This window comes from Dasania marina DSM 21967 (genome assembly GCF_000373485.1).
Taxonomy (GTDB): Bacteria; Pseudomonadota; Gammaproteobacteria; order Pseudomonadales; family Dasaniaceae; genus Dasania; species Dasania marina.
The window spans coordinates 536,996-563,286 of record NZ_KB891576.1 but is presented as its reverse complement, the minus strand read 5'-3'; the positions used below and the strand labels follow the sequence as shown (position 1 = coordinate 563,286).

The 26,291-nt window shown below is 47.9% G+C and carries 28 protein-coding genes; 9 read left to right on the top strand and 19 right to left on the bottom strand.

The genetic code is table 11. The features are described from left to right. Position 1 precedes the first annotated feature (1 nt). From B067_RS0107125 to B067_RS0107095, 6 genes are all read right to left on the bottom strand, one after another. Positions 2-727: an NAD(P)H-binding protein gene (locus B067_RS0107125; protein ID WP_019529388.1), complete on the bottom strand. Its 726-nt coding sequence runs from the start codon at positions 725-727 to the stop codon at positions 2-4. 291 nt (positions 728-1,018) lie between these two features. After that, positions 1,019-1,192, bottom strand: coding sequence for a hypothetical protein (locus tag B067_RS22020; RefSeq protein WP_019529387.1), 174 nt, complete (start codon positions 1,190-1,192; stop codon positions 1,019-1,021). A 439-nt stretch (positions 1,193-1,631) separates the two neighbouring features. Further along, positions 1,632-1,838, bottom strand: a complete 207-nt coding sequence (locus B067_RS0107110) for a cold-shock protein (RefSeq protein ID WP_019529385.1) — start codon at positions 1,836-1,838, stop codon at positions 1,632-1,634. A gap of 530 nt (positions 1,839-2,368) precedes the next feature. Further along, positions 2,369-2,509, bottom strand: coding sequence for a hypothetical protein (locus B067_RS22320; protein ID WP_420806523.1), 141 nt, complete (start codon positions 2,507-2,509; stop codon positions 2,369-2,371). Positions 2,510-2,543: 34 nt separating this feature from the next. Beyond that, the gene (locus tag B067_RS22010; protein ID WP_205619945.1) at positions 2,544-2,834 is read right to left on the bottom strand and encodes a siderophore-interacting protein; all 291 of its coding nucleotides are present in this window, start codon (positions 2,832-2,834) and stop codon (positions 2,544-2,546) included. A gap of 40 nt (positions 2,835-2,874) precedes the next feature. Beyond that, entirely contained in the window at positions 2,875-3,957 is a 1,083-nt protein-coding gene (locus B067_RS0107095; protein ID WP_026244491.1) for an endonuclease/exonuclease/phosphatase family protein, read from the bottom strand. A 420-nt stretch (positions 3,958-4,377) separates the two neighbouring features. Between B067_RS0107095 and B067_RS0107090 the strand changes: the two genes are divergently transcribed. Then, positions 4,378-6,030: a sodium:solute symporter family protein gene (locus B067_RS0107090; RefSeq protein ID WP_019529381.1), complete on the top strand. Its 1,653-nt coding sequence runs from the start codon at positions 4,378-4,380 to the stop codon at positions 6,028-6,030. Between the two features lie 61 nt (positions 6,031-6,091). Then, the gene (locus tag B067_RS22110) at positions 6,092-6,223 is read left to right on the top strand and encodes a putative transporter small subunit (protein ID WP_019529380.1); all 132 of its coding nucleotides are present in this window, start codon (positions 6,092-6,094) and stop codon (positions 6,221-6,223) included. Between the two features lie 110 nt (positions 6,224-6,333). Here the strand turns inward: B067_RS22110 and B067_RS0107080 are convergent, their stop codons facing one another. The 3 genes from B067_RS0107080 to B067_RS0107070 form a co-directional block, all read right to left on the bottom strand. Then, positions 6,334-6,561: a hypothetical protein gene (locus B067_RS0107080; protein ID WP_019529379.1), complete on the bottom strand. Its 228-nt coding sequence runs from the start codon at positions 6,559-6,561 to the stop codon at positions 6,334-6,336. A 90-nt stretch (positions 6,562-6,651) separates the two neighbouring features. Then, on the bottom strand, positions 6,652-6,861 hold the full coding sequence (locus B067_RS0107075) for a hypothetical protein (RefSeq protein ID WP_019529378.1): 210 nt from the start codon (positions 6,859-6,861) through the stop codon (positions 6,652-6,654). A 5-nt stretch (positions 6,862-6,866) separates the two neighbouring features. Next, positions 6,867-7,235 (bottom strand): YbaN family protein, encoded by a 369-nt coding sequence (locus B067_RS0107070; protein WP_019529377.1) that lies wholly within the window; start codon positions 7,233-7,235, stop codon positions 6,867-6,869. Here B067_RS0107070 and B067_RS21780 point away from each other — a divergent pair, their 5' ends adjacent. Continuing rightward, positions 7,236-7,400, top strand: a complete 165-nt coding sequence (locus B067_RS21780) for a hypothetical protein (RefSeq protein WP_019529376.1) — start codon at positions 7,236-7,238, stop codon at positions 7,398-7,400. Positions 7,401-7,407: 7 nt separating this feature from the next. On the opposite strand, the gene B067_RS0107060 is transcribed toward B067_RS21780, so the two are convergent. The 4 genes from B067_RS0107060 to B067_RS0107045 all read right to left on the bottom strand — a co-directional run bounded on the left by B067_RS0107060 (position 7,408) and on the right by B067_RS0107045 (position 10,368). Then, entirely contained in the window at positions 7,408-7,830 is a 423-nt protein-coding gene (locus B067_RS0107060) for a YeeE/YedE family protein (RefSeq protein ID WP_026244490.1), read from the bottom strand. 1 nt (position 7,831) lies between these two features. Continuing rightward, positions 7,832-8,281, bottom strand: a complete 450-nt coding sequence (locus B067_RS0107055) for a YeeE/YedE family protein (RefSeq protein WP_019529374.1) — start codon at positions 8,279-8,281, stop codon at positions 7,832-7,834. A gap of 56 nt (positions 8,282-8,337) precedes the next feature. Further along, positions 8,338-9,579, bottom strand: a complete 1,242-nt coding sequence (locus B067_RS0107050; protein ID WP_205619944.1) for an OmpP1/FadL family transporter — start codon at positions 9,577-9,579, stop codon at positions 8,338-8,340. A gap of 201 nt (positions 9,580-9,780) precedes the next feature. Further along, complete coding sequence (locus tag B067_RS0107045) at positions 9,781-10,368, bottom strand: carboxymuconolactone decarboxylase family protein (protein WP_019529372.1); 588 nt, start codon at positions 10,366-10,368, stop codon at positions 9,781-9,783. 1,033 nt (positions 10,369-11,401) lie between these two features. Here B067_RS0107045 and B067_RS0107035 point away from each other — a divergent pair. Then, positions 11,402-12,835, top strand: coding sequence for a sensor domain-containing diguanylate cyclase (locus tag B067_RS0107035; RefSeq protein WP_019529370.1), 1,434 nt, complete (start codon positions 11,402-11,404; stop codon positions 12,833-12,835). 745 nt (positions 12,836-13,580) lie between these two features. Here B067_RS0107035 and B067_RS0107030 read toward each other — a convergent pair. From B067_RS0107030 to B067_RS0107010, 5 genes are all read right to left on the bottom strand, one after another. Next, complete coding sequence (locus tag B067_RS0107030) at positions 13,581-13,973, bottom strand: VOC family protein (RefSeq protein WP_019529369.1); 393 nt, start codon at positions 13,971-13,973, stop codon at positions 13,581-13,583. A 308-nt stretch (positions 13,974-14,281) separates the two neighbouring features. After that, the gene (gene fdhD, locus B067_RS0107025; protein ID WP_019529368.1) at positions 14,282-15,118 is read right to left on the bottom strand and encodes a formate dehydrogenase accessory sulfurtransferase FdhD; all 837 of its coding nucleotides are present in this window, start codon (positions 15,116-15,118) and stop codon (positions 14,282-14,284) included. Then, positions 15,118-18,060 (bottom strand): formate dehydrogenase subunit alpha, encoded by a 2,943-nt coding sequence (gene fdhF, locus B067_RS0107020; RefSeq protein ID WP_019529367.1) that lies wholly within the window; start codon positions 18,058-18,060, stop codon positions 15,118-15,120. The genes fdhD and fdhF overlap by 1 nt, the downstream gene beginning before the upstream one ends. After that, positions 18,053-19,639 (bottom strand): formate dehydrogenase beta subunit, encoded by a 1,587-nt coding sequence (locus B067_RS0107015; RefSeq protein ID WP_019529366.1) that lies wholly within the window; start codon positions 19,637-19,639, stop codon positions 18,053-18,055. The genes fdhF and B067_RS0107015 overlap by 8 nt, the downstream gene beginning before the upstream one ends. Further along, positions 19,636-20,136 (bottom strand): formate dehydrogenase subunit gamma, encoded by a 501-nt coding sequence (locus B067_RS0107010; protein ID WP_019529365.1) that lies wholly within the window; start codon positions 20,134-20,136, stop codon positions 19,636-19,638. Before B067_RS0107010 ends, B067_RS0107015 begins: the two co-directional genes overlap by 4 nt. A gap of 169 nt (positions 20,137-20,305) precedes the next feature. Between B067_RS0107010 and B067_RS0107005 the strand changes: the two genes are divergently transcribed. The 5 genes from B067_RS0107005 to B067_RS0106985 all read left to right on the top strand — a co-directional run bounded on the left by B067_RS0107005 (position 20,306) and on the right by B067_RS0106985 (position 25,055). Continuing rightward, positions 20,306-21,379, top strand: coding sequence for a substrate-binding domain-containing protein (locus B067_RS0107005; RefSeq protein ID WP_019529364.1), 1,074 nt, complete (start codon positions 20,306-20,308; stop codon positions 21,377-21,379). A gap of 38 nt (positions 21,380-21,417) precedes the next feature. Then, positions 21,418-21,882 carry a GNAT family N-acetyltransferase gene (locus tag B067_RS0107000; RefSeq protein WP_019529363.1) on the top strand — a complete coding sequence of 155 codons (465 nt, stop codon included), beginning with the start codon at positions 21,418-21,420 and terminating at the stop codon, positions 21,880-21,882. 37 nt (positions 21,883-21,919) lie between these two features. Next, on the top strand, positions 21,920-23,389 hold the full coding sequence (gene nhaC, locus B067_RS0106995; protein ID WP_019529362.1) for a Na+/H+ antiporter NhaC: 1,470 nt from the start codon (positions 21,920-21,922) through the stop codon (positions 23,387-23,389). Between the two features lie 95 nt (positions 23,390-23,484). Further along, entirely contained in the window at positions 23,485-24,285 is an 801-nt protein-coding gene (locus B067_RS0106990; RefSeq protein WP_156820772.1) for a substrate-binding periplasmic protein, read from the top strand. A 122-nt stretch (positions 24,286-24,407) separates the two neighbouring features. Then, positions 24,408-25,055, top strand: a complete 648-nt coding sequence (locus tag B067_RS0106985; protein ID WP_019529360.1) for a class I SAM-dependent methyltransferase — start codon at positions 24,408-24,410, stop codon at positions 25,053-25,055. A gap of 87 nt (positions 25,056-25,142) precedes the next feature. Here B067_RS0106985 and B067_RS0106980 read toward each other — a convergent pair whose 3' ends face one another. Beyond that, complete coding sequence (locus tag B067_RS0106980) at positions 25,143-26,207, bottom strand: 3-deoxy-7-phosphoheptulonate synthase (protein ID WP_019529359.1); 1,065 nt, start codon at positions 26,205-26,207, stop codon at positions 25,143-25,145. Between the last annotated feature and the right edge of the window lie 84 nt (positions 26,208-26,291).

Genomic DNA, 26,291 nt, shown 5'->3' with positions numbered 1-26,291 from the left:
TTTATACATCATTGTAAATTACGGGCATCTTGCCTTTCCATGCTGCCCATAAATCAGTGTTAGTGGCTAAGTTAGCCATGAAGTTGGCGACGTTAATACGGCTGGTGGGCGCTGAATCAAAAATGGCGTTTTTGGTTGGGGAGGCGTGAATGCTATAAGCAGACACCGCTACTTCATCGCAAAGGTTGTCAGGCCTTACTGCTGCCCAAGCTATATACGGATGATTCTGGCCAATACTGATCCGTAAAAAATCAGCCGCTTGCTCGTTATCAACATGAGGGGGAAGCAATACACGTAACACTGCGATAACAAGCTTCTGCGATAGCGGAGGATTTTCGGGGATGTCACGATTACTATTCCCTGAACTGCTCATCAGGATAATTTTAAGCTGCGTAGCTGGCGCTAAGGATTCAATAGCACGAGACACTTTTTTGATCGTGTCGGTGACTAGGCGCCGTGGCTCGCCAAATATACCTCTGAGCGTTAAGTTGTGGCCTAAGCAGGAAAATACCGCATCACAACCGTTAAGGTGGCTAAGCAATTGTTGCTCTGATAGCTCGGTAATACTGGCGGGTATTTCACAATAGTTAGCATGATTTTCAACGGCGCTGATTAAAGAGCTGCAAGGGCGGACGATAGCCACAACCTGCAAGCCTTGTTGCAGTAAGTCCGCAACGAGTAGCTTACCGGTAGCGCCACTGGCGCCAACGACGAATACTTTTTTCATATGGCTACCGTTGGTTAATCTCTAATAGAGGTTTCAGCCACAAGCCCTAGTGGCGGCTGATAGTGATCATGCAACATGCTTAGGGGGGATAATATCCGTTGGGCCTACCAACTGATGGGGGTAAGTCGCTGCACGATTTTGAAATGACAGTATAGCGGTGTTTTGAATTACACCATCTTTAATCTTGATAGCCTGTCGAATAGTGTCATCTTCATGCCAGCTATCACGGCCCGCTAGTACCGTCGGTAAATTTACAATGAACGCCGCAGAAATTGACCGTGTGACGCTTTCCTAAAAATAGCTAGGGGCATGATCCACGGCGTAGTAATCGGTGGTTTCATAGGTGATCATAGGTGAGCATAGGGTGCTTGAAGGTAGTGGGTTTGGCAAAAAAGAAGCCCATGGGCCTTGGACGCGTATATGGCACCACGGCTGATGTAAATCAGCTAATACGGGTTTGGCCATAAAACCATGCCTATATCGGCCAGTAACGCGTGGCGGGTGGCAATACCGCCGGTCAGGGCCGCAATTTCCGAATCGGTGATACCAAAGGGGAGGCCGTAACCTTGCTCAAATATGAGTTGGTGGCGTAGCGCTTCAGGAATACGTAGCAAATGCTCAGGATGGATAAGCTAGCGTCGTTCATCCTCTTTTCTTGACGTGCCAATAACGCCTACAGTTGAGGTATTCATCTCGTCGTTACTTATGTTTAAAAACCAATAGGTGTGACTGCATCAACGAATTACCCTGTTCGCCAATAGGACTATTTTTTTATGATATGTTGCAAGTGCTGCTGAGTATCAGCAAGCGAATCTCGGTAGAGATGAGGAGGGGGGGCTAGCTTAAAATCAAAGGCAGCGGACGAAAAACCGCCCGACTGCCTTTGTTAGTAATGTTCCGGAGCTTAAATTGGAACCACTTTATTAGCACATGGGCCTTTTTGACCTTGGCCAACTTCAAATTCAACAGCTTGGCCATCATTCAATGTTGCGTAACCGCCGCCAGCTTGAATTTCTGAATGGTGGACAAACAAATCTTTGCTGCCATCTTCAGGTGTAATAAAACCGAAACCTTTATCGGCATTGAACCACTTAACTGTACCTTTACTCATCTTCTTTACTCATAATTGTTGGTGAAATATAAAAATTACATCCGAATTCACCAGTTCGAATATAAAGCTAAAATCTTGGAGAAAGACATGTGGCGGGTATACAACAACATATCGCCGCTATTATACACGTTTTTGGCCTTTCATCTTAGCGTACCCAACGATACCACAGATGCTTACTATTTAGGCAATATCTATTTCATATAAGCCATTTGTTAAGCATAGCCTATAGATTAGGAGTCTGCTTAGGGTTAATAGGCCGCTATACCTAGGGTAACAAGCAGTGAGTATATTGTTATTTTTGCTTTGTGCGCATGTATTATGCAAAGCGTTATGGGTGCCGTTAAGATGAAATATCTACTCGAAGCTGCAGATAACAGCGGCATTGCATGTAGCGGGTAGCCCTTTAGCATCACTCTCACGGTTAGCTCTACGTTCTAAATATTGATTATTATCTACTTAATAGATAATCCCGGTGTAGCTGTTAGGTGTAGTTGCTAGAGGTCGATTACGGTTATTGCTTAACACGGCGCTCAGCCAGATGATTCGGCGCCTGTGCGCTTCACCTTTTTATGCAGCTCTTCACTCAGCCCGCGTTTCCAGTAACTGGAGACATAAAGTGCTTTTTTCGCTACCTCTTTCTGCTGTTTAAAATAGCGGCGCAGAGCACGCATTTCGCTAAATTCACAAGCAGCCCAAATTGAAGGGTTACCTTCCAGCCCAGGCTGAAGCCGGCCCGCCGTCGCCGTGCAGCACAAAATCGACATCTAGCTCATTAATGGCTTCTCGGTAGTTGCGAACAGTGTATGTTCGTGTCGCCGCTGAATGCTGGTGATTATCAGGCAAGAGCAGTTTTATATAAGCGCCGTCCTGGTTTGTTGGAAAACCTTTAAGGGCAGAGCCGCCCAGAATGATGCGCTTGCAGAAATTTTTAACAGTAGGTAATTGTTGGTGTTTTGCTATCTGGCGATATGCGATTGCGAGACATGGTTGCAGCACATATATAATCTCAGTTTAAGCAATAAAATTTCAAGGGGTTTTATTTATTTGGCGTTGGCACATCTTGCTTACGTGCGCCTTTTTCTTCAGAGACAGTTTTAGCCTGAGCATGATCCACGTGATTAGCGGTTAATCCTTTTTGACTTCCTTCCACTGCAGGGTTAAACACAAGCAGGGTAAATAATGGGAAATGATCGGAGCCCATTGATGGCAGCCGCTGTATATTTTTTACCGTAAAGTGCGAGCTGTGAAAGATATGATCCAATGGCCAGCGCAAAAAAGGATAAGCTGCATGAAAAGTATTAAACATACCGCGACCTACGCGAGGGTCAAGTAGGCCGCTAATTTTACGAAAAAGTCTGGTGGTGGCGGACCAAGCAACATCATTGAGATCGCCCGTTACGATAACGGCTTGTGCGGTTTCCGCGATACTTCTAGCAATGGTAATCAACTCAGCATCTCGCTCTGTCGATTCAGCGTTTTCAGTTGGGCTGGGTGGTGCCGGATGGACAAAATGCATACGCACTTTATCACCTGTGCGTAGCTCCAGCGCTAAATGTATGGATGGAATATCCTTTTCAACCAGATAAGATATTTTTTCTTCGCTAAAAGGCAGCCTAGAATAAACGTGCATGCCGTAGAGATTATCCAGCGGGCACTTAACGCTGTAAGGCATATCAGCTTCCAATACCTTAAGCCTGTTTTGCCACCACGTATCTGATTCTAAAGTTACCAGAATATCGGGCTTATAGGCTGCAACAATATCAATTAGCGCATCACTATTGCGATTTGTTTTCAGTACGTTGGCAGTGATGACGCTAAGCTGGCTGTTAGGGTCAAGAGCGTTGGTGGCTTTAACCTCCTTAGGCCAGATCAGGGTATAAGGTAATATCCACCATAGCTGCCAAAAAAAGCATAAGGCTGTGGTAGCGATTAGCAACCCAGTGATAGGCCTTTGCAGGTCGAGAAAAATAAACTCAACAATAAGCACGCCCATAGCAATTGACGCAATTTGTAGGCGCGGAAAATCCATCCCCCTGACTAGCCAATGGGTGTGTTTCAGCAGCGGTAGTGCAGTGGCTATCACAATGAATAGCGTAGCTGTGGCAGATATTATTAACATATATTTTTCTAGTAGTTTGTTTTTTAGTATAACGACATAAGCCATTCAGTGACTTAATAAATAGCATTATTTAACGAATTTGCAGCAATACAGAGTACTTATTTTTATGTACGCATGCCGGGCCTATTGGGGGCATGTGTGGACGGAACTAGCTTGAAAGTGTAGGGTACACCACCGGATCAGCCGTGCCAGTGCATTATTACTATTCACGGTGTACGTTAATCTGGTCCGCTGTTACCACGGCGTTTGCAACGCCGAACTCTTGCATTTTTAGTATATAGGCCGCCAATCGCGGTCGTCATCTCACTACAGATATATCTAGAAAGATGTACTGTTTTTTACGTCTTTTAGTGGCCGCTTCGCACATGGAATACTGGTTGCTGTAAAGAATGATCGGGCTGCAAAGCCTATAGGTATTCAATGAACGAAGAAAGTTTCTATCAGTTCTCGACGTTAACAGTCATCGTTTTACTGGTCGCCTTTTACGGCGGCACTTATCTTTTAACCTTGCTGATCAAGAAGAAAAAGGAAAATACTGACGCCTTCATGGTGTCCAATCATCAGATCGGCTTTGGTCTCGGTGCCGCCAGTATGACAGCTACCTGGATATGGGCAGCCTCGTTCTATGGTGCCGCCACCTCGGGTTATACCTACGGTATTTCCGGCCCCTTGCATTACGGCTTGTGGGGCGCGCTGATGATTTTATTTATTTATCCCTTTGGTCGCCGCTTCCGTGAGCTGGCACCCAATGCGCACACCCTAGGTGAGCTTATCCATGCCCGGCATGGCTCATCCAGCCAGTTGATACTCGCATCGTCCAATATTTTGGGCAGTATCATTAGCCTGATGGTCAACTTCACCGCTTCAGGTGCATTGGTCTCAGTACTGTCGCCCTTGTCCTTTCAAACTGGGGTAATAGTTGCTGGGGTCGGTGTGTTGTCCTACACGTTGTGGTCGGGCTTTCGCGCCTCGGTACTCACGGACTTTGCCCAGCTAATGGCCATGATGGCAGTTGCGATTCTGATTATTCCTGCAGTGCTATTCTCGCTAGGCGGGCCACAAACACTAGCGGACGGCATGAGCCTGCTCACGCCAGAGCAGGCGAATTTATTCTCTATGGACGCCATCCTCAATCAGGGTGCGCCTTTCTTTGTTGCGGTGCTGGCTTATGCCATAGGCAACCAAACCATCTCCCAGCGTCTATTCGCCGTGCGTGAAGACCATATCAAACCGACCTTTATCACCGCTACTATTGGCTACGGCGCCATTGTTATTGGCTTGGGTATGATTGGCTTGATGGCCCTGATGACCGGCATGGAGCCTATTGATGGCGACATGAACAACTTGATACCACAAATGGTTTCAATGTACCTATCCCCGGTGTTTATTGGGATGTTCTTTATTTTGGTTATTGGTTCACTTTCCTCAACCGCCGACTCGGATCTTTCCGCCATGTCGGCGATTGTGATGGCCGATGTGTATGGCAAGAATATTGCCAAAAACAAACCTGACCCCACCAAAATGCTGTTCATTGGTAGGCTAACCATGATAGTTGCAACGCTGATCGGGGTGATTCTCGCCAGCTTTTCAATGGATATATTGATCTTACTAGTCTTTGTTGGCGCACTCTGGGGTGCGATTGTTTTCCCGGTAATCGCCAGCTGTTTCTGGAATCGAGTCACCAACGCAGCCTTCACCTCATCGGTTGTTACCGGGCTGGTGATGTTTTGCATCGCCCGTTTTGAGCTGCTGCCAATGGTTAGCGTAATCCCGGTACTGTTCGAGTTACTGGCAGCCGTAGGCGGCGGGGTAGTGCTGGGCTTAATGGCATTTGGTTTTTGCGGGCGCCGTGTAGGGCTAATTATCGGCGCGCTCGGTGCTATAGGTTTGGCGATTTTTTGCGTCGGGTTTCTGCGGGACTACACCGTGTTGCTGGCATCGTTAATGGCTTATGGTGTCAGCACCATAGTCTGCGTTGTTGTTAGCCTGCTGAGTTCTAGCAAATTTGACTTCTCCCAGATCGATCAGCAAGTCATTAACTACGACCCGGTTAAACCGGCCGTTCAGGCTTGAGTTGCATTCAATCCATCCGTTGCTGCGCTGCTTGCGCAGCAACTAGGAAAGAGGAATAAATATGGAAACATTTATATTGGCGTTATATGTACTTATCTGGCCGTTGGTGTCGCTGGCCGTGCTGGCGGTTATTGGCGTGGCCACAGTGAAAGACATTCGAGCTGCCCGACGTGAGAAGCGTGAGCTGGTTTAACAGACTAAGCACCTCAGTAGCGAACGGGTGGCTAAATAGCGGGCTTTAACGCATCCGGTAGGTCTTGTCTGTTGGCAACTATGTTGTTTAAGCAGCTGTTAGGTATTACTTTATTTTTTACCAAACAGATGAAAAGTTGTTTTGATGGTTTTAGGGAAGGTTATTTCTGGATTAATAGACTGAAGAACTTTAAACATCTCATTAACGTTGTTGCCATAGTTCATACTTATCTGATGAAAATCCCTGTTTTTCATCAGCGCCCCTGTCCTTACAATAGATTTCCCACCGCTAGCATGGGTTTGTCTATGTTCAATACGTTTAATATCTGCAACGTTCACCTTGAAAGACCATGACAGAGATTCGGGGTAGCTTACTGAAAGTTCTTTACTGGTAATGTATGCCTCATAGGTTGCTGGGTGCTTGATATGTCACCATGCAATATAAAATAAGATGAGGGATGCTAATGAGAATGCGATAACAGCTATAGTGTGAAAATCCTCAGGTACAGTAAAGTCCGTGTAATATTCAACCCAATAAAGTGCGGCTATATAGCCTAAAGCAGCCACGCCCATTCTAATAAACAGCGCAGATCGTTGTTTTCGCGTTTTTTTGAAATAGTATAAATATTCTTCAGGCATATAAACTACCCCGCTTTATGGGGCTCTGGCCTACTGATTAAATACATCGCTATGGTAATAAATAAAATGGCGATAGCTGTTAGTAGCCAAATATTATCTAAACGATTAAGCATTACAGCCCAGCTAATAATCAGCATCAATACGGCGATTACTTTACTGGTGCGCGACACCGCCCCTTGTTGCTCCCAATCAATAAGTAACTTACCTAAATGTGGATGTGCGTATAGCCAACCATGTAAACGGTCAGAACCTCTAGCGGCAAACCACGCTGTTAAAAGCAAAAAAGGAACCGTGGGTAAACCCGGGAGAAATACGCCTACTATCGCCAAAGCCAAGAAAAAATAGGCAAGAATTAAAGCCAGTAAACGCGTCATATGAACAACCTATTATTTATCATTATTATGCATAAAGTAGTTAATGACTTAGATTTACTCAATGGTGTGAACAAGGGGCATAACGACTTGCGAAGAGGAAAGTTTTTCACCAAGCAGGCGTTATGGCTGGTGATCGACTTTCACAAAATTCGCAAAAAAGGATAACAACGCTTTAGCTGCAGCGGTCAGCCAGCCATTGCCCTGCAATCATGGCCAAAATAAAACCCACTATCGGCCACTGTAAACTAGAGAGAGCGGCAATCGCCGGCCCCGGACAGAGGCCGCCCAGCCCCCAGCCTATACCGAAAATGGCAGCGCCGCCCAACAGACGGCCATCGATGTCTTTACGGCTGGGCAATTGAAAGCCGTCACTTAGCAGCGGCTGACGATTACCACGCTTGGCCAATTGAAAGGCGGGAAAAGCCACCAGCACAGCGCCGCCCATGACAAAGGCCAAAGACGGGTCCCAATGACCGGCTAAATCTAAAAAGTTGAGTACCTTGGCCGGGCTAATCATGCCAGATACACCCAAGCCAAGGCCAAATAGGCTACCCGCTAACAGAGCAATAAACGCATGGGGAAGTTTGTGTTTCATATTATGCTCCCACAACATGGCGGACGATAAAAACGGTAAGGAAGCCGGTGGCCATAAAAGTAGCTGTTGCTGCCAACGATCGAACAGAGGTGTTTGCCAGCCCGCAAACACCGTGCCCTGAGGTGCAGCCGTTACCCATGCGAGTACCAAAGCCTACTAATAGACCCGCCACAATGGTTAACGGCCAACCCACCTGCAAATCGACTTGGTAATGCTCGCCCGGCAGGCCTGCTGATGCCAGCCATTGGTAAATGACGGCGCCCACAATGAGCCCCAGCAAATACCAGCCACGCCAGCTGCGCTCACCGGGTTGTCGATCAAGCGTTAAACCACCCAGTATGCCGCTGATGCCGGTAACACGTCCGTAAAGCCATAGCCAAGCTACTGCGGCAAGGCCTATGAGTATGCCGCCAAGGAGGCCAGTCCAAGGGGTAAAAGTGGTTATAGTCATGCTGCCTCTACATTGTTTGCAAGTGTCTGATCTATTCTACGCCAAAGAGTAGGGCTTCAGAAGCGCAAACCATAAGAGATGCCTACTGAGTTTTGATACATCTTGATGGTTTCTGTACCACCGAATATGGAAGTACCCGATACACTGTTAGAAAACGCATGGGTATAAGCCACGCTTAACTCACTGTTATTGTCGTAGCTCCAGCTCGCCCCCAGCGTAGCGTGATCCTCTATGACGCCAGGCGCTAAAATATTGAACGTCACATCATCGGCATGAATCGGGTTATCACTGTGGCTGTAACCGGCACGCAGAGTTAATTGTGTATCAACGGCGTACTCGACGCCGGCCTTGTAGATATTGATATCATGCCAGCCGAAACCAGGGCCGTTATCGGAGCCCAAAGGCGCGAGAATGGAACTGGCATTACCCACCGCACGAACATTGGAATAGTTGATACGCTGATAATCGAAGGCGAAGCTCAGTGTGTCCGTAACAGCAACAGCTAGCCCTAGGCTGTAGTTCTCAGGCAGATCAAAGCGCCCCTGCTGAGCAAACAAGCCTTTATAATCATTAAACTTGCTCATCCGTGTTTGTGGGGAATAACTTGCCCCCAGGCTAACGCTATCGTTTATCTTGCTCAGCCAGCCGATGCGTACACCGACACCAGTAGAATCATCACGCCCCTTATCAGTAACATTGTTGGGGCTAGCCGACATGCCCTTGAATGCACTTAGGCCATAGGCTTTAAAGCGCTGGTAGGTCAGCAGCGGTGATACCCCTATGGAATGATGCTCACCCAGTTTGAAGGCAACAGTCGGAGCAAACACGATTTGCTCGAGATTCACTCCCAGTCGCCCTTGGCCAGCCAACAAGTTAGCGTTTCCGCCGAACAGCGTACCGCTTGCATAGTGCGTATCCATGCCACCATTACCGTAAACCGTGACACCGAGTGAGACCTTTTCATTTACCAGGCGGTTATAGCCAAAACCGGGCAGTAAAAAGTAGTTCTTGCCGCTCTCGCTAGAACCATTTAGCCCCATGGCGTTGTCCCTGCGCTCAGCTTCACGCTTAGGGCTGAAAACTGTGACTCCTAGATCTATGCGATTGCCTACCCAAACCATAGATGCAGGGTTATTAGCGCCACCCATGGCATCTTTAGTCATAGCCGTTGCGGCGCCACCCATGCCTTGTGCGATGATGCCATAGCCATGCTGAAAATAGCCGTTAGTGGCAAAGGCAGACAAAGGCAGTGTCGCCAAAACAGCGGCCGCCAATAATTTTTTGTTAATCACTTTCACGATAACCCCCACAATGAATACCGATGCTATGTTCATCGGCTATTAATGGCGGCCATCATATTTGCTTATTACATAATTGTCTAAGAACCACATTTTATAAGCTTATGACGATTTTGGTAGTTGCTAAAACAAAGTCGCCGTTAGCACTAAGCAAGCTGTGATTAACCGCCTGACTAGGCAGATATGCTAACTCGCCGGTGTCTAAGCGTGCTTGCCTTCTTGCCAATCCGTGAGGATGCGCTTTGTGGTGTTGCTTGGGACCATTTCAATTTGTGTAGCCATGGTGTCGTTCCAACGATTTAAGTAACCGAACAAGCCTATTGTTGCTACGATTTCTACAATTTGGCCGTCGTCATAATGTTGTTTTAGTATCGTAAAGTCAGCTTCTTCAACTTCGTTAGGCACGCCTGCCGCTTTAAATGCAATCGTCAACGCCGCTTTTTCTGCGGCGCTAAATTTCTCACTCTCTTGATAGTTAAGTAAATCGGCAATCTTTTCATCTGAAACATTGTAAATTGATGACAGATTCGTCATGTGTGACTGACAGTACAAACAGCCTGACGATAAACTGGTAGCCAGGCTAACGAGCATTTTAGTTGCTTCGGGCACCGTGCCGTCATATAGCACTGCTTGGTTAAGAGCCATAAAGGCTTTAACTATCTCAGGTCGACGTGCCATAGTCCGAATACTGTTGGGTACGAAGCCTCGCAGTTCTTCATACTTTTCGATTGATTGTCGAACGTCTTGATCTTCAATATCACAATATTCAAGCGGTTTAAGATGTGCCATTGTGTTTCTCCATCAGTCTGTGGAAGGTTAAGTGTGCACTCAGTAGGGGCAGAGTAAAAACTACTCTCGGATTTTTGGGACTCGCTTGATCCGTCGCTGCCTTCTATGACCTAAGGCCTAAATTTCATCCTTAAATTTTTCTGAACCAAGGGCCAATCCCTTATTCGCAGATCGCCGTATGTCGTTGAGTAAATTACCAGCAATCTCATCTAGAAACAAAGATCGGTAGTTGTTACACCTCAAAGCAATGGCCTTACCTAGTGACAAATACGCCTGATGTGGAGTCCAGAGTTTTGACACTTGGCCAAAAGCATTCGAGCGATAACTAGACCAACTATAATCTGCCGGGTCAGCAACCATTCCCGCCCTAACAGGGTTTAGTTCAATATGGCGTTGGTCAATTAGATAATAGTCATCTTGCTCAACAGCGCAGATTTGAATCGCCCTTCAAACAACCAATGTGCATAAGCTGCCACCTTCTCCTCAGTCGCAAAACAAACCTGCCTATTATTGCCCCGCTGTATAACATGCTGAGGTATGCCTACAGGGCTATATCGTCCAAGCCGTGCCATATCGTTCTTTCTTGAACAAATGGATGTTGTTTACTGGTCTCTTAAAGCTGAGGGCGGGTATCAACCATGAACAAAAACCATGTTGAGCGTTTTTACTCTGACCCTAAATGTTCCCTAAATGTTACTATTACAAGATATTACAAGATAACGTCAGTGCTGACTGGTTGGCGTTAAAGCTACAGCAAATCAACTGGTCAAATTAAGTACAGCATTATGTGTGAGATTGGTTGTAATTAATGGATTTACAGCCATAGACTCTTTAAAATTGGGGGCATGCTGTGTATTTACCATGCCTATATTGTTGCGGTATGGGGCTTGAATGGATGGCCATATATAGATTTCTACATAAAGTAGGTATTTGGGTTTTGCCTTGGTGAACCAGATGCTTAACGTTTTTTTAGCCGATTAATTAGTGAATGCAACGTTATGTTTATAACTGTTGCTCGTAGATGAAATAAATTATGCGTTTCGATTACCGTATCGTCTTTATTATTACAGGGTTACTTTTTACGCTGTCGACTAGTTTGACAGTGGTTAATTACTTTGTGTCGGTAGAAAATATCCGCTCACAGTTAAAAGATAGCTCTCTGCCTTTAACGGTCGATAATATTTACACCGTTATTCAAAAGCAAATTATTGAGCCTAATCTTATTTCATCGATGATGGCGAATGACACCTTTATGAAGGACTGGCTGTCCCATGAGGAGGGCGAAACCGACAAAATTGCTAGGTATCTAGATACCATTCAAAACAAGTATAAAATGTCGACTACCTTTCTTGTCTCTGAAAAAACCATGAATTACTACACGGCAAAAGGTTTAATTGAAAAAATAAAATCGGATAATCCAAATAATGCTTGGTATTTCGATTTTAAAAACATCCCAGAAGTCAATGAGATTAATATCGATCATAATGAGTTTATGGGTACGTCTTTATTTATGTTTATCAATCACAAAATATTCGATGAAGACTTTCATCTTCTAGGTGTGATAGGAGTTGGTTTAAAGACTTCGTATATAGACGACATGCTCAAACGTTTCAGGCAGGATTATAAGTTCAATGTCTATTTTGTTGATGATGTTGGTCAACTTATTATTTCTGAAAAACGTGAAAACTCACCTAGCTATCTCGATAAAATGCCTGATTTAAAGCAGCTAGGGCTGAGTTTTGTTAGTAATGGTAGCCAGATATATGAATACACAAAGAATAATGATATGTATTTGTTGAATAGAAAATACATACCAGAGTTAGATTTGTATTTGATCGTTGAAGCAAAAATAGATGATTTTACCTCAAAGCTAGAAGAAACCTTTTATTTTAATATTGCTGTCACGCTTCTTCTTACATTAATTATTACAATTATTGTTTTGGTTTACGTTAGAAAAATGCACAGACGTTTAAATGACTTGGCTAATAATGATGTTTTAACTGGTCTGCCAAATCGTAGAACCTTCAATGACAAGTTGGAGTATTTTTTACTGCTTATTAAACGTAATAAATCTCCTTTGTCTATTGTTTTTCTTGATGTAGATAACTTTAAAAATATCAATGACTCTAAAGGGCATGATGTTGGCGATAAGGTGTTAAAGAAATTGGCGAAATTATTAAACGCAACAGTGCGTAGTAGTGATTTTGTAGCTCGTTGGGGCGGAGAAGAGTTCATTATTATGTTGGCAGATACCAATGTCGATAATGCTAGCTTAATTGCGGAGAAGTTAAGGTCTGTTATCGAAAGCTGTGAGTCATTACAGAGCTTGGTTGATTTCCCCGTTACGGCAAGCTTTGGTGTTACCTCAATTAAGAATGATGACCATATCGATGATATTTTTAAGCGAGTTGATAGCGCTTTATATCAAGCAAAGTCAGAAGGTAAAAATAGAGTAATAAAAGCCTAATCTGCTTCATAATAGCCACCTAATAAATCTTGTCATAATAGGGAGGCGGTGATTTATCTTGTTTGTGTGTAATAAAATAGCATGGCTAATTATTTTGAGATTCTATAGCCGTGCAGGCGTTAGTGGGTAATGCCATAGCAGGTATAATTATGATTACTTATTACTGGGCTCGGGCCTACTGACTAAAAATGTCGCTATAATAAATAAAACGGCAACACTCAGTAGGGTCAGAGTAAAAACTACTCTCTTATTTTTGGGCCTCGCTTCATCAGTCGCTGCCTTCTATGATTTAATGTCTCAATTTCATGTAGAAACAAAGATCGGTAGTTGTTACACCTCAAAGCAATGGCCTTACCTAGCGACAAATACGCCTGATGTGGAGTCCAGAGCTTTGACGCTTGGCCAAAAGCATTCGAGCGATAACTAGGCCAACCCAAATGCTCCCACGACCTTTGCTTCAGCTAAGCATAGTTCGTAGCTGAGTGGGCTGGAGTCAAGAAAGCTCATATAGTCGAGCCGTTCATTTGGTGCGAAGAACTCCGGGCAATTCGCGTCAAAGAGGCCTAGGCAGGTCAACTTACCGGTGGGAGAGTATGGTCTAAAAGTGACGTTTGTTGACATGTGGTTAGCCGGTAATTATGGGTGGGGCATAGCGCTTAAGGCATGGGCGCAGCTTTTGCTACGTCCAATGCCTTTATTTGTTATGCGCTGAATTGGAATGATGTGAAATATCGCTTCGTCAAACTCAGCTTGGTCGGTAAATACCGCATATCTTATGACCGTCTGGGTCCAAAAAGTAGCATAGGTACATAACGCCCATCGTGCCTTCACGTGGACCTGGAGATTCTTCCACGCTAGTGCCACCATTTGCTACAGCAACATCGTGAAACTCTTTCACTTGCTCTGGAGAATTGCAGGCAAATCCAATCGTGGAGCCATTAGCGATACTGACAGGCTCTCCATTAATCGGTTCGCTTATGCAAAAGGTAGAGTCTTCATGAATGTAGAAAAGGCGAGTCTGCCCTGTATCATTCACGTGCTCCATGGGATCTCCAGCACCTAGAACCCCAAGGGTAGCATTGTAAAAATCCTTTGTTTTCTCAATATTGTTTGAACCAATCATTACGTGACTCAGCATTGCATTGTCTCCTCTATTTATGAAACCGAAACTTGTATCAGTCTACCTTTTTCTTAGAGTCAGTGGAATTCCAAGCTGAGATCGATATGACATGCCCTTAACTGCACAAAAAAGCATGACGCTTTTGGCAGGGGCAAGCGGCGCAGCCGATTGTCCAGCCCGAAGGGCGAACTTGCCCAAATTTGTTATATTTTTTGGATTCTTAAAGTGGGTGTCTTATTCTTATTTTAGGGGGGGTTAAGGGGAGATATTTTTTGCCGGGTATATTTAAAGAATGTAACTGCGGGTTAAAGCTAGGATCTCAACCCTCAACCCTCAACCACTCTATCCAATTGGCTATAAACCACCTGCCTACCGGGCCTAGCAAAACCTACCACACACAAACCATATTTATCGGCTTCGCTTAAAGCTAGCGAGGTGGCGGCGGAAGCGCCGACTAATAAAGGCGCACCTATGGCGATGGTTTTTTGCGCCATTTCAAAACTGACTCGGCTAGAGATGCTGATAAAACCTAGTCGGCTATCTATTTGTTGCTCTAGTAAAATACCTATCAGTTTGTCTAAAGCGTTGTGGCGGCCTACGTCTTCCGCGATGTGTAGTATGTTGCCTTGTGGGTCGCACCAGGCGGCGGCGTGCACGGCGCCGGTGAGCGTTTGCAGGGGTTGTTTTTGTTTTAGGCTGCTAATGGCTTTTTGTAAGCTGCGGTGTTGAAACTGTAGCTCGCTGTGTATGGGCTTAAAGCTGCGCTCTAGCATTTGCAGTGATTCCAATCCGCAAATACCGCAGCCGGTTTTGCCACTGAGTTGTCGTTGCCGATTTTTTAAGGCGCTAAAGCAGTGTTGGCTAATCTCTAGCTTAATCTCTATGCCGTTAGTGTGTTGCTGTATGTCGCAGTCGTAAATATCCGCGGCGCTATTGATTATGCCTTCGCTAAAACTAAAGCCTAGGGCAAATTCTTTGAGCAATATGGGCGAGGCCATCATCACCACATGGGAGATGCCGTTGTAGGCTAGGGCGACGGGCACTTCTTCTATCACCCAGTCGTCTTGCTGTTGTAGCTCTGGCCATGGCGTAACTGGGCGAGTAACAGCGCCGCGGATAGTCTGGGTTTTATCGTTGGCGTTGTTGTCGCTAGAGTCGGGCATTAGCTTTTAAGGCTCTCGTCGCTGTTGCTGGCTATGCGTTGGTCTAAAAAGTTTAACTGTTTTTCAGTGAACTCTTCAAACTCTTGTTGCCATTGTGATTTTTGCGTCACCTTAGTGAGCTGCACCGCCGTTACCTTATACTCGGGGCAGTTAGTGGCCCAGTCGGAGTTGTCGGTGGTAATCACGTTGGCACCACTTTCTGGGTGGTGAAAGGTGGTGTATACCACACCCGGCTGCATGCGTTCCGATATTTTTGCGGTGAGCGCGGTTTTACCGGCGCGGCTGGCGATTTCTACTTTGTCGCCATCGCGTATGCCGCGGTCTTCGGCGTCGTGCGGGTGTAGCTCTAAAATATCCTGCGTATGCCAGGCCACATTGTCGGTGCGGCGAGTTTGTGCGCCCACATTATAGTGCGACAAGATGCGGCCCGTGGTGAGTAGCAGCGGAAAGCGCCTAGTGACTTTTTCGGTGGTGGGCACGTACTCGGTGTTAATAAATAAACCTTTGCCGCGGGTAAACTCATCGGTGTGCATGATGGGTGTGCCGTTGGGGCTTGCGTCATTACAGGGCCACTGTATAGAGCCTTCTTCATCTAAGCGTTGGTAGTTTACGCCGGCGAAGCTGGGGGTCAGGCTGGCTATCTCATCCATAATTTCTGATGGGTGAGCGTAGCTCATAGGGTAGCCCAGGGCGTTGGATAGCAACACGGTGGCTTCCCAGTCGGCCAAACCGCCTAAGGGCTTCATGACTTTGCGCACGGGTGAGATGCGGCGCTCGGCATTGGTGAAGGTACCGTCTTTTTCTAAAAACGATGAGCCGGGTAAAAACACGTGAGCGAACTTGGCGGTTTCGTTTAAGAAGATGTCTTGCACGATTAGGCATTCCAAATTGCGCAGCGCGGCCTCAACGTGATGGGTGTTGGGGTCGGACTGGGCGATATCTTCACCTTGGCAATACAGGCCTTTGTAGTTACCGGCCACGGCTTCATTGAGCATATTGGTAATGCGAAAACCGGGTTCGGCTTGCAGGGTTACGCCCCAGGCTTGTTCAAAGCTGCCGCGCACGGCATCGTCGCTCACCGAGCGGTAACCGGGCAGCTCGTGGGGGAACGAGCCCATATCGCAAGAGCCCTGCACATTGTTTTGGCCGCGCAGTGGGTTTACCCCCACGCCTTCGCGGCCTATGTTGCCGGTAAGCATGGCGAGGTTGGCTATGCCCATCACCATGGTGGAGCCTTGGCTGTGTTCGGTTACGCCTAGGCCATAGTAAATGGCACCGTTGCGGGCGTTGGCATAATCGCGGGCGGCCTGGCGCAGTTTGGCGGCGTTAATGCCGGTAATGTCGGCGCTGGCCTCGGGTGAGTTTTTGGCCTCCATGATGAACGCCTTCCACTCTTCAAAGGCTGGGCCTTCGCAGCGCTCAGCAATAAAGGCTTTATCTTCTAAGCCTTCTTCGATAATGGTGTGGGCCATGGCGTTAATAAAGGCCACGTTGGTGCCGGGGCGCAACGGTAGGTGCGCGGTGTGTTTGGCGTGGGCGGTTTTGAGTGCATCAATTTCGCGGGGGTCGGCCACTATCAGTGATGCGCCTTCGCGTAAACGCCTGCGCAGGCGTGAGCCAAATACCGGGTGGCCATCGGTGGGGTTGGCACCTATCACCATAATCACATCGGCTTTTTCTACCGAGTCAAAGGTTTGTGTGCCCGCGGATTCGCCCAAAGTTTGTTTTAAACCATAGCCGGTAGGTGAGTGGCAAACCCGGGCACAGGTGTCGACGTTGTTGTTGCCAAAGGCGGCGCGTACCAGTTTTTGGACTAGGTAGGTTTCTTCGTTGGTGCAGCGCGATGAGGTAATACCGCCCACGCTATTTTGGCCGTATTTGCTTTGTATGCCGCGTATGCGTTGGGCGGCAAAGTCTACCGCTTCTTGCCAGCTTACCGTGCGCCAAGGTTGATCTATGTGGTCGCGTATCATCGGTTCGGTGACGCGGTCGCCGTGGGTGGCGTAGCCAAAGGCAAAGCGGCCTTTTACGCAGGAGTGGCCACGGTTGGCGGCACCGCCTTTGTAGGGCGTCATGCGCACCACTTGGTCGCCTTTCATATCGGCTTTAAAGGCGCAGCCCACACCGCAATAGGCGCAGGTGGTGATGACGCTGTGTTCGGGTTGGCCTTGGTCGATAATGGAGTTGTCCATTAGTGTGGCGGTGGGGCAGGCTTGCACGCAGGCACCACAACTCACGCAATCGGAGTCCATAAAATCTTCATCTTGGCCGGCAGCGACTTTAGAGTCGAAACCGCGGCCATCGATGGTGAGCGCAAAGGTGCCTTGCACCTCTTCACAGGCGCGCACGCAGCGCGAGCAAACTATGCATTTACTGGCATCAAAGGTGAAGTAGGGGTTGGATTTGTCCTTTTCGGCGTCTAAATGATTTTCGCCTTCAAAACCGTAGCGCACATCGCGCAGACCTACGGTGCCGGCCATGTCTTGTAGTTCGCAGTCGCCATTGGCGGGGCAGGTGAGGCAATCTAGGGGGTGATCGGAGATGTATAGCTCCATCACGTTTTTGCGCAGCTTGGCCAGCTTGCCGGTTTGGGTAAGTACTTGCATACCCGCTTCCACAGGGGTGGTGCAGGAGGCCGGGTAGCCGCGGCGGCCTTCTATCTCTACCAAGCAAATGCGGCAAGAGCCAAAGGCGTCCAGCGAGTCGGTGGCGCAGAGCTTGGGTATATGTATTTCGCTCATGGCGGCGGCGCGCATGACCGAGGTGCCTTCGGGCACGGTAACTTCCTGGCCGTCTATGGTGAGGGTTACCGGTTTGAGGCTGGCGTATTCCTCGGAGTATTCGGGGAAGGGAGCCGGGGTGCCGTAATCTTTGTTGATGTCTAGGTCTTTGGGGCTCCAGCGATCACGGTTTTCGCTATTAGGTGTCCAGTGATTAAGCATGTTCGGCTCCTTGCTGTTGGCTGCTAGAGTTTGCGCCTTCAGCGGGTGAAAAGTCTTCAGGGAAGTGCTTGAGTGCACTGGTCACGGGGATGGGGGTCATGCCGCCCATGGCGCAAAGTGAGCCGTGCACCATGGTGTCGCATAGCTCTTCGAGCAGCTCAAGGTTCTCTTCGCGTTGTTCGTTGTTGGTGATTCTATCGATTACCTCCACGCCGCGGGTAGAGCCTATGCGGCAAGGGGTGCATTTGCCGCAGGATTCAATAGTGCAAAACTCCATAGAGAAGCGCGCTTGTTGCGACAGGTTAACGCTGTTGTCAAAGGCGACGATGCCGCCGTGGCCCACACCGGCACCTATGGCGAGAAAGGCTTCGTAATCTAGCGGGGTGTCCCATAAATGCTCTGGCAAGTATGCGCCCAAAGGCCCGCCTATTTGCACCGTGCGCATGGGTTTACCGCTGCGGGTGCCGCCGCCAAAATCTTCTAGCAGGGTTTTTAGGGTGGCGCCAAAGGCTAGCTCGACTAAGCCGCCCTGTTTGATATTACCCGCCAATTGAAAGGGCAGGGTGCCGCGTGAGCGGCCGGTGCCAAACTCCTGATATTGCTCGGCGCCGTTGGCCATAATATCGGGCACGCTGGCCAGTGAAATCACATTGTTAACGATGGTAGGTTGGCCAAATAAGCCGACAATGGCGGGCAGTGGCGGCTTGGCGCGCACCATGCCGCGTTTGCCTTCTAGGCTTTCCAGCAGCGAGGTTTCTTCGCCGCAAATGTAAGCGCCCGCTCCTAGCCTAACCTGCAAGTTAAAGGCTTTGCCCGAGCCCAGCACATTATCACCCAGTATGTTTTCGCTTTCGGCGGTGGCTATGGCTTCGTTCAATATTTGGTGGGCTACGGGGTATTCTTCGCGCAGGTAGATATAGCCTTGGTCGGCACCTACCGCCAAGCCGGCGATGATCATGCCTTCTATTAAACAGTAGGGGTCGCCTTCCATTAGCATGCGGTCGGCAAAGGTGCCGGAGTCGCCTTCGTCGGCGTTGCAGACTATGTATTTTTTGTTGCTGGGGGCATTTAGTACGGTTTGCCATTTAATGCCGGTGGGGAAGGCGGCACCACCACGGCCACGCAGGCCGGAGGTTTTGACTTCGTCGACGATGGTTTGTGGGGTTAAGGTTAAGGCTTTTTGTAAGCCGACTAAGCCGCCGTAGGCGCGGTAATCCGCCAGTGATACGGGGTTGGTAATGCCGACGCGGGCAAAGGTTACCCGTTGTTGTTGCGCTAAATAGGGTATCTCTTCGGTAAGACCTAAATACAGCGGGTGGCTGCTGTCGCCCTGTAAAAAGTCGTTGGCTAACAGGCTGGCCACGTCTTCTGGCTGCACCGGGCCGTAGGCAACGCGGCCTAGCGGGGTGGTAACTTCAATCATGGGCTCTAGCCAAAACAGGCCGCGCGAGCCGTTGCGCACGATATTGATGTCTGGCTGCTGGCTGTGCAGTTGACTGGCGACTTTGTCGGCCCCTAAAGACAGTGCGGTGGTATCGCGGGGTATGTAAACCGTGGGGGAGTTAGAAGAGTGGTTCATAGTTTTAACTCCACGGCGACGGTGAGTAGCTCGTCTACAATATTTTCGAATTTGTTCATATCAACGCGGCCATGTATGTCGTCATTAACCCGTATTGCCGGTGAGCAGGCGCAGTTGCCTAGGCAGTAAACTGGCTCTAGGGTGATTTCACCGTCGGCGGTGGTTTGGTGGTAATCCACTTTTAAGCGTTGTTTGATCTCGGCTTCTAGCTCGCGGCTGCCCATGGATTGGCAGGATTCGGCGCGGCAAATTTGTATAGTGTTGTTGCCCGCGGGGCTGCTGCGGAAGAAGTGGTAAAAGCTAATCACCCCGTGCACCTCGGCTTTAGTGAGTTGCAGCTGTTCGGCAATCATGGGCACCGCCTCGCTGGGTATATACCCCAGCGCCTGTTGGCTGGCGTGCAGTATGGGCAGTAGCGGGCCTTCCAGTGTTTTGTGCTCGGCAATAATGCTGTTAATGGTGGCTGCCAATTCGCTGCCATTGCTAGTTTGGGTCATTAAATTACACTCAAGTTATGTAATGCTTTGCATATTTAAAGGAATTAATGGTCTGTAACCGTTGAAGTATAGTACCATCGCCCCTGTAATCCCCAAATATGTACGTAAGTACATAGGTAGTTTTAGGGTAACCAATGGGGTAATAATAAGCCTAAGTGTAGTGGTGATTATGAGCATAAAACGTATCCATATAGACCCGGCTTGGTCCTTCCACGACGATGCGGGTAATCACATAGACCCTCTGCTGTTTAAGCTGTTACAGGCCATACGCGAGCACGGCAAATTAACCCAGGCCACCAAAACCATAGGGGTGTCCTATAGGCACGGCTGGAACTTGCTAAATAAGTGGGCCAGTTTTTTTGGCACCGAGGTAGTGAAATTAGAGAAGGGTAAGGGCGCTACGTTAACGCCTTTGGGTGAAAAGTTGGTGTGGGCCGAGCAACGGGTCATGGCGCGGCTAAAGCCGCAAATGGATAACCTAGCCTCAGAAATTAATATAGAGCTGCACCGGGCCTTGTCCGATGTGGCGCCGTTATTGCGCCTGCATGCCAGCCACGGCTATGCGGTGGCGCTGCTGCCGGATTTTGCCAGCGACTTTCAATTAGATTTACAGTATCAAAGCCCCTTGGATGCGCTGTCGGCACTTAACCGCGGTGCCTGTGATGTGGCGGGCTTTCATATACCCACTGGCGTGGTGATACCCGAGTTGATGCAGGCCTATAGCACCTTAATTAAACCGCAGGCGCATGTGGCGATACGCTTTATCAGCCGCGAGCAGGGTTTAATGGTGCAGCCGGGTAATCCTAAAAAAGTGCAGGGCTTTGCCGATTTATTGCGGCCGGGCTTAAAGTTTATTAATCGACAAAAAGATTCGGGCACCCGCTCGCTATTAGATCAGCTGTTAAAAAACCAAGGCATAGCGGTGGCGGGTATACAGGGTTATAGCGATCAAGAGTTTACCCATGGCGCCATTGCCGCTTATGTGGCGGCGGGCATGGCTGATGTGGGATTTGGGGTCAAGGCGGCCGCTAAGCAGTTTGGTTTGGAGTTTATCCCCATCGCCAGCGAAGACTATATTATGGTGTGTAATCGTAAGGCGCTAAACGATGTGGCCCTGATTCGTTTTATTAATGAAATACAGAGTGAGGCCTTTCATCAGGCGGTCGCTAAGCTGCCCGGTTACCAAAGCGACCGCTGCGGTGATATTTTAGCGGTGGGCGAGCTGCTGGCAGCGGCGTCGTAGCCTTAAAATAATAGATAAGAAATAACAAGGGAGAGCCCGTGACTGAACAAACTCTAGCAATACGCCCAGCCACCCTAAACGATGCCCAGGCCTTAGCTGATTTTAATAGCGCTATGGCCATGGAAACGGAACACATGACGCTGGCCCCCGAGGTGATTTTGGCGGGGGTGCGCAACTTAATTACTAACCCGCATCGCGGCTTTTATTTGGTGGCTGAGGTAGAGGATAAAGTGGTAGCCTCGCTAATGGTCACCACCGAATGGAGCGACTGGCGCAACGGCGAATTTTGGTGGGTGCAAAGTGTTTATGTGCAAGCCGCATGGCGTAGGCAGGGGCTGTACACTAGGCTGTATAACAAGGTTAAACAGTTGGCGCAGCAGCAGGGTGATGTTTGTGGCTTTAGGTTATACGTAGAGCAAGATAACCACATAGCCCAGCAAACCTATAAGCAGGTGGGCATGGCAGAAACCCACTACAAACTCTTTGAAGAAATAGACGCCTAATTATCATCGCCATAGCAATAAAAAAAGGCCCGTAACGATGACACAGCAAGCCGTAAAAAATCCCACCTTGGTTGATGCTGCTATACCCGTAGCCTGTTTGATAGTGATGTTGTCTACTTCGGTGTATTTGTTTGGTAGCGACTCTTCCTATGGCGCTAATCAAATTGCCTTAATCATGGCGGCGGGCATAGCCAGCATTGTGGGTTTAAAAAATGGCCTCAGTTGGCAGTCCATACAAGATGGCATAGTCGACAGCATTATGATGGCCATGGTGGCGGTATTAATCTTACTAGCCGTGGGTATGTTAATAGGTACGTGGATTTTAGCGGGCACCGTACCGGCCATGATTAGCTACGGCTTGGCGCTATTGTCGCCCGCGGTATTTTACCCAGCGGCCTGTTTAATCTGTGCCATTGTGGCCTTGAGCATAGGTAGCTCGTGGACGGTAGCGGGCACTATAGGCATAGGCCTAATCGGTGTGGCGCAGGGCATGGGTTTGTCGGTAGAGATTACCGCCGGCGCCATTATTTCGGGTGCCTACTTGGGTGACAAGCTGTCGCCCTTATCGGACACTACCAACTTAGCACCTTCCGTGGCGGGCAGTGAGTTATTCCCCCATATACAAAATTTGATGTGGACGACCATCCCCAGCTTTGTCATCAGTTTAATTTTATTTTCGATTTTAGCGTTAGGTGCTGAGAGTGACGTCACCGAAACCGAGCTGCTAACCCTGCGCAATACTTTACAAGATCAGTTTCACATAGCCTGGTATATGTTGTTGCCGGTGGCGGTGTTATTGGCGCTGGCTTTTAAAAAAGTACCGGCCATACCCACCATTGTTATCGGTGGTTTAACCGGTGTGCTATTTGCCTTGTTATTTCAGGGTGAGGCGGTGCTGCGTTTGGCCGATATGGCTACGGGGGGTGTGTTGCCTATGCTGAAAGGCGTATGGATGGCCTGCTTTAATGGCTATGTTTCTAATACCGGTAACGAGATGATAGACGGCCTGCTGACTCGCGGCGGTATGAGCAGTATGCTCAATACCATATGGTTAATTGTTAGCGCCATGACCTTTGGCGGGGTGATGGAAAAAACCGGTTTGCTTAACCGCTTAGTGGCGATGATGGTAGCGTCGGCGCACAGCTCCGGTGGTTTAATACGCTCGCTGATCTTCACTTGTATTGGCACTAATATAGTGACCGGCGATCAATATATTTCTATCGTACTGCCCGGCCGCATGTTTCAAAAAGAATTTAAAAAACGCGGCCTACATGCTTTAAACCTGTCGCGTAATTTAGAGGATTCCGGTACGGTTACCTCGGTGCTAATCCCCTGGAATACCTGTGGTGCTTTTATGGCCGCCACCTTGGGTGTGGCCACCGGCGCCTATTTCTGGTTTGCCTTTTTCAACTTAATTAACCCACTCATTGCTCTTTTATATAGCTATATCAACTTTAAAATACTGCCTTTAGACGAAAACAGTCAGACTTCGACAGCTAAAAGCTGATTCTTAGAGGTTCTGCGCGATGCTGGCTATAAACCACTATTAGATTCGTTTATAGTAGCCACCTATAATAAGAAACTAATAAAAGTTGTTAGCTTGTGATCGCTCTGTTGAATAAATTCCTATTGTTGTGCTCTGTGCCTATGGTTTTACTGGCCATAAAAACGGCCTATGCCGACGAAGTTACCTTGGTCGCGGATCGGTATTACCCCTATAACGGCATACCTAACTCTCCTATGCCTGGCTATATGATAGAGCTGGCTGAGTACGCCATGGTGCGCGCTGGTCATACGGTTAAGTATCAGCTTATGTCTTGGGATAAAGCTATAGAGCAGGTAAGCAAGGGTGAAAAAAACTGTCTAGTGGCTACCTATAAAAACGATGCCGATAACTTGTTGTTTCCTGCGGAGCACCAAGGGGTTGATCGCCTGGCTTTTTATCGCCGGGCGGACTCCCAGTGGCAATTTACCGATGTATCTTCTTTGGCCAAGCAGCGTTTAGGTGTAATAGACGGTTATGACTATAGGGATGATATTGGCCAGTACATACAGCAATATCAAGATACCGATAGGGTGCTGCTGCGTAGGGGTAAGTTTTCTTTAGAGTATAATCTACGTGCTTTAGTGAATGCTGAGATTGATATTATTATTGAATCGGTACCGGTGGTGACTGCGGCCTTACAAAAATTAAAGCTGCAGGGGCAGGTAGCGCCAGCGGGTTTTCTTAATCACGCCAGTAAATCCTATATAGCTTGTTCTCCGGTGCTGGCATCTTCTGCCGAGTATGTCGCGTTAATTAGCGATGCCACCCAGCAGTTACGTGCCAGTGGTGAGTTACAAGTGTTGTTGCGTAAATATGGCCTAGAAGACTGGGTAAATATAACCGCCGTGGATGAGTAGCGAGTGGCTTAGCAGCGCCAGTGTTTATTCGCTATTGGGCTGATATGGGTTATAGTGGCTACCCTGCGTAGCGAATCCTTAGTGAGAGAGCTTGTTGCGTCTATACCTGCACAGAGCCATCTATGATCCCCGCCCGCATACGCTATCAAACCATAGAGTTTGATCATCTGGATATACATCTTAGGTCGCTACTTGATAAACAGCAGTTTTCTGATCCTTTTGGTGTGGCCGAGGCTTTAGGTATTTCTTCTGCGCAGTGGTCGCTGTTTGGTGTGTTGTGGGAGTCGGGGGAAATGTTAGCTCGCGAAATGCAGAGCTTTGAAATACAAGGCAAGCGTATATTGGAAGTGGGTTGTGGTATGGCGTTGCCCAGTTTGCTGCTGAATGCCAGGCATGCCGATATTACCGCCACGGATTACCATCCTGAAGCCGGGACTTATTTAGCTGAAAATGTAAAACTCAATCACGGTAGAGGCATTCCATTTTTACGCACCAACTGGGATCTGGATACCGATAACTTAGGTACCTTCGACGTTATTATCGGTGCCGACTTACTCTATGAAAGAAACCATAGCGATAAGCTCTCTGCTTTTATAGACAGACACGCCAATCCGCATTGCGAAGTGATTGTTATCGACCCATGTCGTAGTAGTAAATCGTCTTTTAGTAAAAAAATGATGACGTTGGGGTTTAGTTTTTCAGAAATTAAAAAAACCGTAGCGACACTTAAAAAAGATTTTTCGGCTAATGTATTGAGCTTTGTGCGCTAGCTTTATACATCAACACGGCTGCAATAAAAAAGGGCGCAGGAGTCTTAACTCTGCGCCCTTTTTTTGTGCGTATTTTGGTAAGCCTGCTTAGGCTAAACGTCTAGCCTTAACCGCGTCAGCTAAGCCATTTAAAATCTCTAAGGTAGTATCCCAAGAGATACAGGCATCGGTAATGCTTTGGCCATAAACCTCGGGATTTTTCTGATTACCTTCTACCAAGTGGCTCTCTAACATGACGCCGCTAATGGCTTTGTTACCAGCACTAATTTGTTGGGCTAGGTTGTCGGCCACTAGGCTTTGGCGGGCATAATCTTTATTGCTATTGCCGTGGCTGCAATCCACCATGATGTAAGGCGCTAAACCTTTGTTTTCTACTAGGGTGGTGGTTTGTTCTATAAATTTTGTTTCGTAATTAGGCCCCTTGCTGGAACCGCGCAAAATAATATGGCAGTTTTTATTGCCGCGGGTTTCTACTATGGCGGAGGTGCCTTGCTTGGTCACCGATAAAAAATGGTGGGGGTGCGAGGCAGCACCTATGGCGTCTATGGCAATTTGTAAGTTGCCGTCGGTGCCATTTTTAAAGCCTACTGGCATCGATAAGCCCGAGGCTAGTTCGCGGTGAATTTGGCTTTCGGTGGTGCGCGCGCCTATGGCACCCCAAGAGACTAAGTCAGCAAAAAACTGCGGTGAAATAGTATCGAGAAATTCACAACCCGTGGGTATACCCATATCGGCAACATCTACCAGTAATTGTCGCGCCACTTTTAAACCGTGATTGATATTAAAGCTGCCATCAATGTAGGGGTCGTTAATTAAACCTTTCCAGCCCACGGTGGTGCGCGGCTTTTCAAAATAGGTGCGCATCACAATAATGAGTTCAGATTGGAACTGGCTCATAATGCCTTTTAGGCGCTGGGCGTATTCCAAGGCGGCTTTGGTGTCGTGTATAGAGCAGGGGCCGACGACTACCACTAAGCGGTCATCTGCGCCGCTAAAAACGTTTGCTATGGCTAGGCGGGCGTCGCAAATCATACTGGCGGCTTGCTTAGATAACGGCAGCTCTTCAATTAAAATGGCCGGGGCAATTAGGGCGCGCAGCTTGGCTATGTGAACGTCGTCGGTGATATGGTCTGAAATATTTAATGGGGTCATGGCGAGTCTATAAAATGGAAAAAGAAAAATTATACAGCAGTGACCTATAAAACCCTACTGGCGTCTGCGCTTTTAAGGGTGTTA

Bases quoted from the DNA above. Each gene is read 5' to 3' on its own strand.
- B067_RS0107125 (WP_019529388.1), bottom strand. From the start codon at position 727: ATGAAAAAAGTATTCGTCGTTGGCGCCAGTGGCGCTACCGGTAAGCTA.
- B067_RS22020 (WP_019529387.1), bottom strand. From the start codon at position 1,192: ATGGCCAAACCCGTATTAGCTGATTTACATCAGCCGTGGTGCCATATA.
- B067_RS0107110 (WP_019529385.1), bottom strand. From the start codon at position 1,838: ATGAGTAAAGGTACAGTTAAGTGGTTCAATGCCGATAAAGGTTTCGGT.
- B067_RS22320 (WP_420806523.1), bottom strand. From the start codon at position 2,509: ATGCGTGCTCTGCGCCGCTATTTTAAACAGCAGAAAGAGGTAGCGAAA.
- B067_RS0107095 (WP_026244491.1), bottom strand. From the start codon at position 3,957: ATGTTAATAATATCTGCCACAGCTACGCTATTCATTGTGATAGCCACT.
- B067_RS0107090 (WP_019529381.1), top strand. From the start codon at position 4,378: ATGAACGAAGAAAGTTTCTATCAGTTCTCGACGTTAACAGTCATCGTT.
- B067_RS22110 (WP_019529380.1), top strand. From the start codon at position 6,092: ATGGAAACATTTATATTGGCGTTATATGTACTTATCTGGCCGTTGGTG.
- B067_RS0107075 (WP_019529378.1), bottom strand. From the start codon at position 6,861: ATGCCTGAAGAATATTTATACTATTTCAAAAAAACGCGAAAACAACGA.
- B067_RS0107070 (WP_019529377.1), bottom strand. From the start codon at position 7,235: ATGACGCGTTTACTGGCTTTAATTCTTGCCTATTTTTTCTTGGCTTTG.
- B067_RS21780 (WP_019529376.1), top strand. From the start codon at position 7,236: ATGAACAACCTATTATTTATCATTATTATGCATAAAGTAGTTAATGAC.
- B067_RS0107060 (WP_026244490.1), bottom strand. From the start codon at position 7,830: ATGAAACACAAACTTCCCCATGCGTTTATTGCTCTGTTAGCGGGTAGC.
- B067_RS0107055 (WP_019529374.1), bottom strand. From the start codon at position 8,281: ATGACTATAACCACTTTTACCCCTTGGACTGGCCTCCTTGGCGGCATA.
- B067_RS0107045 (WP_019529372.1), bottom strand. From the start codon at position 10,368: ATGGCACATCTTAAACCGCTTGAATATTGTGATATTGAAGATCAAGAC.
- B067_RS0107035 (WP_019529370.1), top strand. From the start codon at position 11,402: ATGCGTTTCGATTACCGTATCGTCTTTATTATTACAGGGTTACTTTTT.
- B067_RS0107030 (WP_019529369.1), bottom strand. From the start codon at position 13,973: ATGCTGAGTCACGTAATGATTGGTTCAAACAATATTGAGAAAACAAAG.
- fdhD (WP_019529368.1), bottom strand. From the start codon at position 15,118: ATGCCCGACTCTAGCGACAACAACGCCAACGATAAAACCCAGACTATC.
- fdhF (WP_019529367.1), bottom strand. From the start codon at position 18,060: ATGCTTAATCACTGGACACCTAATAGCGAAAACCGTGATCGCTGGAGC.
- B067_RS0107015 (WP_019529366.1), bottom strand. From the start codon at position 19,639: ATGAACCACTCTTCTAACTCCCCCACGGTTTACATACCCCGCGATACC.
- B067_RS0107010 (WP_019529365.1), bottom strand. From the start codon at position 20,136: ATGACCCAAACTAGCAATGGCAGCGAATTGGCAGCCACCATTAACAGC.
- B067_RS0107005 (WP_019529364.1), top strand. From the start codon at position 20,306: ATGAGCATAAAACGTATCCATATAGACCCGGCTTGGTCCTTCCACGAC.
- nhaC (WP_019529362.1), top strand. From the start codon at position 21,920: ATGACACAGCAAGCCGTAAAAAATCCCACCTTGGTTGATGCTGCTATA.
- B067_RS0106985 (WP_019529360.1), top strand. From the start codon at position 24,408: ATGATCCCCGCCCGCATACGCTATCAAACCATAGAGTTTGATCATCTG.
- B067_RS0106980 (WP_019529359.1), bottom strand. From the start codon at position 26,207: ATGACCCCATTAAATATTTCAGACCATATCACCGACGACGTTCACATA.